Origin of the sequence: Pseudomonas thermotolerans DSM 14292 (assembly GCF_000364625.1) — a bacterium.
Lineage (GTDB): Bacteria > Pseudomonadota > Gammaproteobacteria > Pseudomonadales > Pseudomonadaceae > Aquipseudomonas > Aquipseudomonas thermotolerans.
Map to the genome: position 1 here is coordinate 1 of NZ_KB822635.1, position 11,436 is coordinate 11,436.

Genomic DNA, 11,436 nt, shown 5'->3' on the forward strand with positions numbered 1-11,436 from the left:
CCATGCGCAGGCCGGTGCGCGCGCCGGGCAGCACGTAGGGGGCCAGGCTCATGTTCTCCTGGCCGCCGGCGATCACCACCTCGGCGTCGCCGCAGCGGATCGCCTGGGCGGCCAGGTGCAGGGCCTTGAGTCCGGAGCCGCAGACCTTGTTGAGCGTCATGGCCGGCACGGCGTGCGGCAGCCCGGCGCGGATCGCCGCCTGGCGCGCCGGGTTCTGCCCGGCCCCGGCGGTGAGCACCTGGCCGAGGATCACCTCGTCCACGGCAGCGCCGTCCAGGCCGGTCTGTTCGAGCAGGCGGCGGATCACCGCGGCGCCCAGCTCGGGAGCGGGAAGGTTGGCCAGCGAGCCCTGGAAGCTGCCGATGGCGGTTCGGGTGGCGGCGACGATGACGACGTCTTGCATAGTTGTTCTCCGGTTCGGGACTGTCTGTCTCTGGGTGCGCCCGGGGCGCAGCCCGCCGAGCATACCAACACCAAGGCCCGCCCTCCGGCAGGGGAGGCGCGGGGCATGACGAGGGGTTACTCGCTTAGAACGCCATTTCCGGCACATGCTCCGGAACGATCAGCCGTCCGGCGGTCTTCTCGGCGATCTCGGCGACGCTCACCCCCGGGGCGCGCTCGCGGAGGATGAAGGCGCCGTCCTCGATCTCCAGGTAGGCCAGGTCGGTGAGCACCTTGCGGATGCAGCCGGCGCCGGTCAGCGGCAGGGTGCAGCGCTCCAGCAGCTTGGACTCGCCGTCCTTGGAGGCATGGGTCATGGTGACGATGATGTTCTCGGCGCCGGCCACCAGGTCCATGGCGCCGCCCATGCCCTTGACCAGTTTGCCGGGGATCATCCAGGAGGCGATGTTGCCCTGCACGTCCACCTCGAAGGCGCCGAGCACGGTGAGGTCGACGTGGCCGCCGCGGATCATCGCGAAGGACTCGGCGGAGCTGAAGATCGCCGCGCCGGGCAACGCGGTGACCGTCTGCTTGCCGGCGTTGATCATGTCGGCGTCCAGCTCCTCCTCGCTGGGGAAGGGGCCCATGCCGAGTAGGCCGTTCTCCGACTGCAGCATCACCTGCATGCCTTCCGGCACGTAGTTGGCCACCAGGGTGGGAATGCCGATGCCCAGGTTGACGTAGTAGCCGTCCTTGAGCTCGCGCGCGACGCGCTGAGCCATCTGTTCGCGGGTCAGTGCCATGGTCTTGTCTCTCTCGTGCGGTGGCTCAGGAACGCAGGGTGCGCTTCTCGATGCGCTTCTCGAAACTGCCCTGGATGATGCGGTCGACGTAGATGCCGGGCGTGTGGATCTGGCTGGGCTCCAGCTCGCCCGGCTCGACGATCTCCTCCACCTCGACCACGGTGATGCGCCCCGCGGCGGCCACCAGCGGATTGAAGTTCTGCGCGGTGTGGCGGTAGACGACGTTGCCGAAGTGGTCGGCCTTCCAGCCCTTGACGATGGCGAAGTCACCGGTGATGGCCTCTTCGAGGATGTACTTGCGGCCCTTGAACTCACGCACTTCCTTGCCATCGGCGACCGGGGTGCCGTAGCCGGTGGCGGTGTAGAAAGCCGGGATGCCGGCGCCGCCAGCGCGCAGCTTCTCTGCCAGGGTACCCTGCGGGGTCAGCTCCACCTCCAGCTCGCCGCTGAGCAGCTGCTGCTCGAACAGGGCGTTCTCGCCGACGTAGGAGGCGATCATCTTGCGGATCTGGCGGTCCTCCAGCAGCACGCCGAGGCCGAAGCCGTCCACCCCGCAGTTGTTGGAGACCACCGTCAGGTCACGCACGCCGCGCCGCCGGATCTCCGCGATCAGGTTCTCGGGAATGCCGCACAGGCCGAAGCCGCCGGCCAGAACGGTCATGCCGTCGGTGAGCCCGGCCAGGGCTTCTTCGTAACTGCCAACCCGCTTGTCGAGTCCTGCCATGCTGTTGTGCCTCTTGTACTTATCGGATGCCGCAGCCAGGGCTGCCGGGACGTGGAGGCAAGCATCCGCGCCGGACACTTATTTGTTAAGTTTGTTTTTTCAATCCACTATTCTTAAAAACAAATCAATCGCCCTACCCCAATCCGGGGCTTCCCCAACGGATGACCGCCAGGGATTGATTTGCTAGCTTCTGTCCACCCCCGCCATTGATCGCCAATCCCTATCGATGACCGTCAAGCAGCTGCGCGCCTTCCTCGCCGTCGCCCAGACCCTGTCCTTCGCCCAGGCCTGCGAGCGCCTGCACCTCTCGCAGCCGGCACTCAGCCTGGCGATCAAGAGCCTTGAGGAGTCCCTCGGCGGGCCGCTGCTGATACGCACCACGCGCAGCGTCAGCCTGACCCCGGAAGGCGAGATACTCCTGCCGCTCGCGCGCCGCCTGCTGGCCGACTGGGACAACGCCGAGGAGCTGCTGCGCCAGCACTTCACCCTGCGGCTCGGCAAGGTTTCCATCGCCGCCATGCCGTCCTTCGCCGGCAACCTGCTGCCGGTGGCGCTGCGGGAGTTCCGCGGCCGGCACCCGCGGGTCAACGTGGCGGTGCACGACGTGATCAACGAGCAGGTGCTGGAGATGGTCCGTGACCGCCGTGTCGAACTGGGCATCGCCTTCGAGCCGGACAGCCTCGACGGCCTGAGCTTCACGCCCTTCTACACCGACCGCTTCGTCGCCGTGGTGCCGGCCGACTCGCCGCTGGCCACGCGCCGCCGGGTGAGCTGGGCAGAGTTGCTGGAACACAGCTTCATCACCTTGCAGCGTCCCTCGGCGGTGCGCCTGCTGCTGGAGGACAGCGTCGCCGCGCGCCACGGCCGCCTGCCGGTGGCCTTCGAGAGTCATCAGCTGGTCACCGTGGGGCGCATGGTGGCCAACGGCCTGGGGGTCAGCGCGGTGCCGACACTCTGCCTGCGCCAGATGGAGGAGCTCGGCGCCCGCTGCCTGGCCCTGGAGGCGCCGACGGTGGAGCGTCGGGTCGGCCTGCTGCGTCTCGCCGATCACCGCCTGTCCGCCGCCGCCCAGGCGCTGGCCGACGTGCTGGAGCGCAGCACCGACCTGTTCACCGCCTCCCTGGCGGACCGCGCCTGAGCGTCGCTCACACCACTCTGGCGGCGCGCAGTTCGGCGATGCGTGCGGCATCCAGGCCGAGCAGGCCGCCGAGGACCGCCTCGGTGTGCTCGCCGAGGCGCGGCGCTGCGTGGCGGTATTCCACCGGACTGGCCGAGAGACGCAGCGGGCTGGCCACCGAGGGCACCACACCGGCCTGCGGATGGGGCAGCTCCAGGCGCAGGCCGCGGGCCTGCACCTGGGGATCGGCGAACACCTGGGCCAGGTCGTTGATCGGCCCGCAGGGCACCCCGGCAGCCTCCAGCAGGCGAATCCACTCGGCGGTGCTCTTGAACACCGTGGCCTGGCGCAGCAGGGGAATCAGCTCGGCGCGATTGGCGACCCGCGCCGCATTGGTGACAAAACGCGGGTCGTCGGCCAAAGCCGGAATGCCGGCGACCTCGCAAAACTTGCGGAACTGCCCGTCGTTGCCCACAGCCAGGATCATGTTGCCGTCGGCGGTGGGGAAGTCCTGATAGGGGACTATGTTGGGGTGCGAGTTACCCAGACGCTTGGGCGGCACCCCGGTGGTCAGATAGTTCATCGCCTGGTTGGCCAGGCAGGCGACCTGCACGTCGAGCAGCGCCATGTCGATGTGCTGGCCCTCGCCGGTCCGCTCGCGGTGTGCCAGGGCGGCGAGGATCGCCACCGTGGAATACAGACCGGTGAGAATGTCGGTGAGCGCCACACCGACCTTCATGGGGCCGCCGCCGGGCTCGCCGTCCGGGTGTCCGGTGAGGCTCATCAGCCCGCCCAGCCCTTGGATCATGAAGTCGTAGCCGGCGCGCTTGGCGTAAGGGCCGGTCTGTCCGAAGCCGGTGATCGAACAGTAGATCAGCCGCGGATTGACCTCCTTCAGGGAGGCGTAGTCGAGGCCGTAGGCAGCCAGACCGCCAACCTTGAAGTTCTCGATGAGGATGTCGGACCTGGCCGCCAGCTCGCGCACCAGGCGCTGGCCCTCGGCCTGGGTGAAGTCCAGGGTCACCGACTGCTTGTTGCGGTTGGCAGCGTGGTAGTAGGCCGCCTCGTTGGTGTCGCGGCCCTCGCGGTCCTTGAGGAAGGGCGGGCCCCAGCCACGGGTGTCGTCGCCGGTGCCGGGACGCTCGACCTTGATCACCTCGGCGCCGAGGTCGGCGAGGATCTGCCCGGCCCAGGGGCCGGCGAGGATGCGGGACAGATCGAGTACGCGGATATGGGACAGTGCGCCGGACATGGGAACCTCACGGGAAACTGACGCAGGGTGAATGCCGCTCTCGCGCCTTGGCGGAGAGCTGGGGGAGAGGGCTGCGACTGTGCAGCCCCCTCGCCACATCCCCTCGCCCAGGGCGGAGAGAAGCGTCGCTTAGAAGAACGCCTGGATGCCGGTCTGGGCGCGGCCGAGGATCAGCGCGTGGATATCGTGGGTACCCTCGTAGGTGTTCACCACTTCCAGGTTGACCAGGTGGCGAGCCACGCCGAATTCGTCGCTGATGCCGTTGCCACCCATCATGTCGCGGGCCAGGCGGGCGATCTCCAGGGCCTTGCCGCAGCTGTTGCGCTTCATGATGGAGGTGATTTCCACCGCGGCGGTGCCTTCGTCCTTCATGCGGCCGAGGCGCAGGCAGCCTTGCAGGGCCAGGGTGATCTCGGTCTGCATGTCGGCCAGTTTCTTCTGGATCAGTTGGTTGGCGGCCAGCGGACGGCCGAACTGCTTGCGATCCAGCACGTACTGGCGAGCGGTGTGCCAGCAATACTCGGCGGCCCCCAGGGCGCCCCAGCTGATGCCGTAGCGGGCGGAGTTCAGGCAGGTGAAGGGACCGCGCAGGCCGCGGACTTCGGGGAAGGCGTTCTCCTCGGGGCAGAACACGTTGTCCATGACGATCTCACCGGTGATCGAGGCGCGCAGGCCCACCTTGCCGTGGATCGCCGGAGCGGACAGGCCTTCCCAGCCCTTCTCGAGAACGAAGCCGCGGATCTGGCCCTCGTCGTCCTTGGCCCAGACCACGAAGACGTCGGCGATCGGGCTGTTGGTGATCCACATCTTGCTGCCGGTCAGGCGGTAGCCACCGTCCACCTTGCGGGCGCGGGTGACCATGGAGGCCGGGTCGGAGCCGTGGTTCGGCTCGGTCAGGCCGAAGCAGCCGATCAGCTCGCCGGAGGCCAGCTTGGGCAGGTACTTCTGCTTGGTGGCCTCGTTGCCGAACTCGTAGATCGGCACCATCACCAGGGAGGACTGCACGCTCATCATCGAGCGGTAGCCAGAGTCGACACGCTCCACTTCGCGGGCGATCAGGCCGTAGCACACGTAGTTCAGGCCGCTGCCGCCGTACTCGGTGGGGATGGTGGCGCCGAGCAGGCCCAGCTCACCCATCTCGCGGAAGATCGCCGGGTCGGTCTTCTCGTGGCGGAAGGCCTCCAGCACGCGCGGCGCCAGTTTGTCCTGGGCATACTGCTGGGCGCTGTCGCGCACCATGCGCTCTTCTTCGGTGAGCTGCTGGTCGAGCAGCAGCGGGTCTGCCCAGTTGAAACTTGCTTTACCGGCCATGTGCAAAATCCTCAAGTGGAATGTTTCTTGTGGGTCCGGGAGCCTCCTCCGCGACGGGCTGCCTGGGCAGCGCCGCAGTCGGCGGTGTCTCCTCTTCGATGGGCTGAATCCTAGGCCGGCACGGAGCCCCAGGCAAACGAGGATTTTGCATGGAATTGTGCGATTTACTCACTTCGAGCTAGGCTAGCTCCCGGTTTTTCCGCTTCCCGAGTGAGAACACCGCATAAATGCGCCGCAAGATTCCCAGTACCGCCGCCCTGGTCGCCTTCGAATCGGCGGCCCGCCACCAGAGCTTCACCAAGGCCGCCGAGGAGCTGGCCCTGACCCAGAGCGCGGTATGCCGACAGATCGCCGGGCTCGAGGCCTTCCTCGGCATCGAGCTGTTCCGCCGCTCGCGGCGCGGAGTCAAGCTCACCGAGGCGGGGCTGTCCTATGCCCGCCGAGTGGCCGTGCAGCTGGACGCGGTGGAGCGCGACACCCTTTCGGTGATCGGCCAGCACGGCAGCGGCCGTCTGGAGCTGGCGGTGGTGCCCACCTTCGGCACCCAGTGGCTGCTGCCGCGTCTCAAGGACTTCCAGCGCCTGCACCCGGAGGTCACCGTCAACCTGGCCAGCCGCACCCGGCCCTTCCTGTTCGCCGACACCGAGTTCGACGCCGCCATCTACTTCGGCGACGCCGACTGGTCGGGCACCGTCTCGCACTTCCTGATGCACGAGAACGCCCAGCCGGTGTGCAGCCCGGCACTGCTCGGCGGCCGCCGGCAGCTGGATGCAGCGACCATCGCCGGGCTGCCCCTGCTGCAGCAGACCACCCGGCCCTACGCCTGGCGCCAGTGGTTCGCCTCCCTGGGCATGAACGTCGCCCACGACATGACCGGGCCGCGCTACGAGCTGTTCTCCATGCTCGCCCTGGCGGCCAGTCACGAAATGGGCATAGCCCTGATCCCGCCCTTCCTGATCGAGCGCGAACTGGCCGACGGCCGCCTGGTGGTGGCCATGCCCCACAGCAGCGTCAGCGACCGCGCCTACTACCTGATGATTCCCGAGCGCAAGATGGAGTCCGCAGCCCTGCGCGCCTTCCGCGACTGGCTGCTGGAGGCCGCGCGGCAGTACCGCGAGGAACGCCAGGGGCACTGAATCCGCCGTTCCGGCCAGCCACCGCCACTGCGACCTTTCGCCGCGCCCCACGGGCCCCGAGCGCTCCGCCCAGGCCCTGGATCACACCCACACAGCCTGCTTCGGCTCCCTCGCGTCCAGCCGGGACGGCCTTCCCCCGGAATAAATTGACTCTGTAGTCAGGAAGTGCAAGGCTACAGCCTCACAGGCCTCGCGTCTCCCCGAAACCCTGAAAAACCAAATAAAAACAAATGCTTAGCTTAATAACTGGGAATCGCCACCCCATCCGTTCCGGCCCGGTCAGGCGCATGAACCGGGACTCACGCCAACCTCGACTGCCGACTCCCATCTGTGCCGGAAACGTGGCATCTTCCCCGGACTGCGCGGCCTTGCGAGCGCCGACGTTGAACAATCGGTCGCCAGATGACTTGTAGTTCGTGCTCGGTCGTCCTTCAAACGTCTTGAAGGGCACGCCGATCGCCTGCAAAATGCCGCGCCCCGCCGGTTTCACGCCCCGCGTCTGGCAGGAGGCGAGGATCCGCGCCGGGGCGCCAACGTAGTGCCCCGGCTCAATAAAAAAATGATTACGCAGGAGACTATTCAGTGCACATTGGTGTCCCCCTCGAGACCGCTAGCGGCGAAACGCGCGTCGCCGCGACGCCGGAAACCGTCAAAAAGCTGATCAGCCAAGGCCATCAGGTCACCGTCCAGAGTGGTGCCGGCGTCAACGCCAGCATCCCGGACTCCGCCTATGCCGCCGTGGGCGCCACCCTCGGGACTGCCGCCGAGGCCCTGGGCGCCGACCTGGTCCTCAAGGTCGTCGCCCCCAGCGAGGCCGAGCTGGCCCAGATGAAGCCCGGCGCCGTGCTGGTCGGCATGCTCAATCCGTTCAACGACGAGAACAATGCCCGGATGGCCGAGCGCGGCATCACCGCCTTCGCGCTCGAAGCGGCGCCGCGCACTTCCCGTGCCCAGAGTCTCGACGTGCTCTCCTCCCAGGCCAACATCGCCGGCTACAAGGCGGTGATGCTCGCCGCCAACCACTACCCGCGCTTCATGCCCATGCTGATGACCGCCGCCGGTACCGTCAAAGCCGCCCGCGTGCTGATCCTCGGCGCCGGCGTGGCCGGCCTGCAGGCCATCGCCACGGCCAAGCGTCTGGGTGCGGTGATCGAAGCCTCCGACGTGCGTCCGGCGGTGAAGGAACAGGTGGAGTCGCTGGGTGCCAAGTTCGTCGACGTGCCCTACGAGACCGACGAGGAACGGGAATGCGCCGAGGGTGTCGGCGGCTACGCGCGGCCCATGCCGGAGTCCTGGATGAAGCGCCAGGCCCAGGCCGTGCATGAGCGCGCCAAGCAGGCGGACATCGTCATCACCACTGCGCTGATCCCCGGCCGCAAGGCCCCCACCCTGCTCCATGAAGCCACCGTGCAGGAGATGAAGCCCGGCTCCGTGGTCATCGACCTGGCCGCCGCCCAGGGCGGCAACTGCCCGCTCACCGAGGCCGATCAGGTGGTGGTCAAGCATGGTGTAACCATCGTCGGCTACACCAACCTGCCCGCTCTGGTTCCGGCCGATGCCTCGGCCCTCTACGCCCGCAACCTGCTCGACTTCCTCAAGCTAGTCATCGACAAGGAAGGGCGCTTCCAGCTCAACCTCGAAGACGACATAGTCGCGGCCTGCCTGATGTGCGAAGGCGGCAAAGTCGTGCGCAAGAACGGATAACAAGGAGCCAGACAATGGAAGACATGCTGATCTCCCACGGCATCTACAACCTGATCATCTTCGTGCTGGCCATCTACGTCGGCTACCACGTGGTATGGAACGTGACCCCCGCCCTGCACACCCCACTGATGGCGGTCACCAACGCCATTTCGGCGATCGTCATCGTCGGCGCCATGCTGGCCGCCGCCCTGACCATCACCCCGCTGGGCAAGGCCATGGGCACCCTGGCCGTGGCCCTGGCCGCAGTCAACGTGTTCGGTGGCTTCCTGGTCACCCGCCGCATGCTGGAAATGTTCAAGAAGAAGGCCCCGAAGGCCCAGGCGGAGAAGTAATCGATGAGCATGAACCTGATCACCCTGCTCTACCTGGTCGCCTCGGTGTGCTTCATCCAGGCGCTCAAGGGCCTGTCGCACCCGACCACCTCGCGGCGCGGCAACCTGTTCGGCATGGTCGGCATGGCCATCGCCGTGCTCACCACGGTCGGTCTGATTCACAAGCTGGGCAACGAGCTGACCGTACAGGGCCTGGGCTTTGTCATCGTCGGCTTGCTGATCGGCGGCACCGCCGGCTCGATCATGGCCAAGCGCGTCGAAATGACCAAGATGCCGGAGCTGGTAGCCTTCATGCACAGCATGATCGGCCTGGCCGCCGTGTTCATCGCCATCGCCGCCGTGGTCGAGCCGCAGTCGCTGGGCATCGTCCAGGCACTGGGCGACGCCATTCCGACCGGCAACCGCCTGGAGCTGTTCCTCGGCGCGGCCATCGGTGCCATCACCTTCTCCGGTTCGGTGATCGCCTTCGGCAAGCTGTCCGGCAAGTACAAGTTCCGCCTGTTCCAGGGCGCACCGGTGGTGTTCAAGGGACAGCACCTGCTGAACCTGGTTGTAGGACTGGCGATCATCGCCCTCGGCCTGTACTACACCTTTACCGGCGACATCCGTGCCTTCGCCGTGCTGGTGGCACTGGCCTTCGTGATCGGCGTGCTGATCATCATCCCGATCGGTGGCGCCGACATGCCGGTGGTGGTCTCCATGCTCAACTCCTACTCGGGCTGGGCGGCCGCCGGTATCGGCTTCTCGCTGAACAACTCCATGCTGATCGTCGCCGGTTCCCTGGTCGGCTCCAGCGGTGCCATCCTCTCGTACATCATGTGCAAGGCGATGAACCGCTCGTTCTTCAACGTGATCCTCGGCGGCTTCGGTGCCGACGCCGATGCCGGCGCGGCCGGCGGCCAGCAGGTGCAGCGCAGCGTGAAGTCCGGCTCCGCCGATGACGCCGCCTTCCTGCTGACCAACGCCGACAGCGTGATCATCGTCCCCGGCTACGGCCTGGCGGTGGCCCGCGCCCAGCACGCGCTGATGGAGCTCTCCGAGAAGCTCACCGCCCGCGGAGTCAACGTCAAGTACGCCATCCACCCGGTCGCCGGCCGCATGCCGGGCCACATGAACGTGCTGCTCGCCGAGGCCGAGGTGCCCTACGAGCAGGTGTTCGAGATGGAGGACATCAACTCCGAGTTCGGCCAGACCGACGTGGTGCTGGTGCTCGGCGCCAACGACGTGGTCAACCCGGCGGCGAAGAACGATCCCAAGTCGCCGATCGCCGGCATGCCCATCCTCGAGGCCTACAAAGCGCGCACCATCATCGTCAACAAGCGCTCCATGTCCACCGGCTACGCCGGCCTGGACAACGAGCTGTTCTACCTGGACAAGACCATGATGGTGTTCGGCGACGCCAAGAAGGTCATCGAGGACATGGTCAAGGCCGTCGAATAAGCCTTGCCCCGCTTCGCGAAAACCCCGGCTCCATGCCGGGGTTTTTCGTTTCCGGCCAGGTACGCCGCCAACGGTTGGCCTGGCGGACAAGCTGGGGTCCAATTAGGCATCAGCCGTCCGGAGGTTTTTCCCATGAGCAGTCCCTTCTCTCCCCAGGTCGAACGCATCGAGATGGACGAACTGGTCTGCTGGCGGATCCGCACCTCCAGCGCCGAACTGCTGGTCGCCCAGCAGGGCGCTCAGCTGCTCCACTACCAGCGCGACGGTGAGCGCCCACTGCTCTGGCTCAGCGAGCAGGCCGCCTTCCGGAGGGGCCATTCGGTGCGCGGCGGGGTGCCGGTGTGCTGGCCCTGGTTCGGCGCCCTGGAGCGTAATCCGCAGGCCGTGCAGGCGCTCTACCGGGGCAATACCGCGCCGGCCCATGGCCTGGTCCGCAACCTGGACTGGGAGCTGGAGGAGGTCGAGGCCAAGCATGACGCCGTCGACCTGCAGTTCGCCTTGCACAGGCCCGCCCAGGGCCTGCCCGGCTGGCCCCATGCCGCCGACCTGCGCCTGCATATCCACCTGGACGAGCGCCTGCACCTGAGCCTGACCAACCACAACAAAGGCAGCCAGCCGCTGCATATCAGCCAGGCCCTGCACAGCTACTTCGCTATCGGCGACATCCACCATGCCTGCGTCCAGGGCCTCGCCGGCCTGCGCTATATCGAAACCCTGGAGAACTGGGAAGAACGCACCCAGCAGGGCGATCTGAACTTTACGGGAGAAACCGACCGCATCTACCTGCAGGTCCCCGAGCAGCTCTGCACCCTCGACGGTGCCTGGCAGCGGCGCATTCACCTGCACAGCAGCGGCTCGCGCTCGGCGGTGGTGTGGAATCCCTGGGTCGACAAGTCCCAGCGCCTGTCCCAGTTCGCCGCCGACGCCTGGCAGCGGATGCTGTGCATCGAGACCGCCAACGTGCTGGACGACGCCCTTCAGCTCGCTCCAGGTGAGACCCGCAGCCTGACCCTAAGCCTGTGGAGCGAGCCGCTGTGATACAGGAGCGCAAGGCTCGGGCTGGCTGAGCCGGCTCCTCCGGTCATCCGCCGCCCCCGATGCGCAGCGGCCGGCCACGCGGGCGGCAGGCTTTTCCATCGCGCAAAGAAGAACCCCCGACCTGAGACCAGGTCGGGGGTTCGGTATAGGCGCTTGACGATGACCTACTCTCACATGGGGAGGCCCCACACTACCATC

At 67.0% G+C, this 11,436-nt stretch carries 11 protein-coding genes; 6 read left to right on the forward strand and 5 right to left on the reverse strand.

Annotated elements, in window-relative coordinates:
• The 3 genes from H165_RS0117320 to H165_RS0117330 all read right to left on the reverse strand — a co-directional run.
• On the reverse strand, positions 1 to 403 hold a 403-nt coding region (locus tag H165_RS0117320), incomplete at its 3' end, for a thiolase family protein (RefSeq protein WP_017940201.1).
• A 124-nt stretch (positions 404 to 527) separates the two neighbouring features.
• Complete coding sequence (locus H165_RS0117325) at positions 528 to 1,184, reverse strand: CoA transferase subunit B (RefSeq protein WP_017940202.1); 657 nt, start codon at positions 1,182 to 1,184, stop codon at positions 528 to 530.
• A 25-nt stretch (positions 1,185 to 1,209) separates the two neighbouring features.
• The gene (locus H165_RS0117330) at positions 1,210 to 1,908 is read right to left on the reverse strand and encodes a CoA transferase subunit A (RefSeq protein WP_017940203.1); all 699 of its coding nucleotides are present in this window, start codon (positions 1,906 to 1,908) and stop codon (positions 1,210 to 1,212) included.
• 226 nt (positions 1,909 to 2,134) lie between these two features.
• On the opposite strand from H165_RS0117330, the gene H165_RS0117335 reads away from it, so the two are divergent.
• Entirely contained in the window at positions 2,135 to 3,046 is a 912-nt protein-coding gene (locus H165_RS0117335) for a LysR family transcriptional regulator (RefSeq protein WP_017940204.1), read from the forward strand.
• Between the two features lie 7 nt (positions 3,047 to 3,053).
• Here H165_RS0117335 and H165_RS0117340 read toward each other — a convergent pair whose 3' ends face one another.
• Together H165_RS0117340 and H165_RS0117345 are read right to left on the reverse strand one after the other, a co-directional pair.
• A complete protein-coding gene (locus H165_RS0117340) occupies positions 3,054 to 4,277 on the reverse strand; it encodes a CaiB/BaiF CoA transferase family protein (protein WP_017940205.1) in 1,224 nt (407 codons plus the stop codon).
• A gap of 129 nt (positions 4,278 to 4,406) precedes the next feature.
• A complete protein-coding gene (locus H165_RS0117345) occupies positions 4,407 to 5,588 on the reverse strand; it encodes an acyl-CoA dehydrogenase (RefSeq protein ID WP_017940206.1) in 1,182 nt (393 codons plus the stop codon).
• A gap of 227 nt (positions 5,589 to 5,815) precedes the next feature.
• Between H165_RS0117345 and H165_RS0117350 the strand changes: the two genes are divergently transcribed.
• From H165_RS0117350 to H165_RS0117370, 5 genes are all read left to right on the forward strand, one after another.
• On the forward strand, positions 5,816 to 6,724 hold the full coding sequence (locus H165_RS0117350) for a LysR family transcriptional regulator (protein WP_017940207.1): 909 nt from the start codon (positions 5,816 to 5,818) through the stop codon (positions 6,722 to 6,724).
• 582 nt (positions 6,725 to 7,306) lie between these two features.
• Positions 7,307 to 8,428 carry a Re/Si-specific NAD(P)(+) transhydrogenase subunit alpha gene (locus tag H165_RS0117355; protein WP_017940208.1) on the forward strand — a complete coding sequence of 374 codons (1,122 nt, stop codon included), beginning with the start codon at positions 7,307 to 7,309 and terminating at the stop codon, positions 8,426 to 8,428.
• A gap of 14 nt (positions 8,429 to 8,442) precedes the next feature.
• Complete coding sequence (locus tag H165_RS0117360; protein ID WP_017940209.1) at positions 8,443 to 8,760, forward strand: NAD(P) transhydrogenase subunit alpha part 2; 318 nt, start codon at positions 8,443 to 8,445, stop codon at positions 8,758 to 8,760.
• A 3-nt stretch (positions 8,761 to 8,763) separates the two neighbouring features.
• Positions 8,764 to 10,200 carry an NAD(P)(+) transhydrogenase (Re/Si-specific) subunit beta gene (locus tag H165_RS0117365; RefSeq protein ID WP_017940210.1) on the forward strand — a complete coding sequence of 479 codons (1,437 nt, stop codon included), beginning with the start codon at positions 8,764 to 8,766 and terminating at the stop codon, positions 10,198 to 10,200.
• A 132-nt stretch (positions 10,201 to 10,332) separates the two neighbouring features.
• Positions 10,333 to 11,238 (forward strand): D-hexose-6-phosphate mutarotase, encoded by a 906-nt coding sequence (locus tag H165_RS0117370; protein WP_017940211.1) that lies wholly within the window; start codon positions 10,333 to 10,335, stop codon positions 11,236 to 11,238.
• Positions 11,239 to 11,436 lie beyond the last annotated feature (198 nt).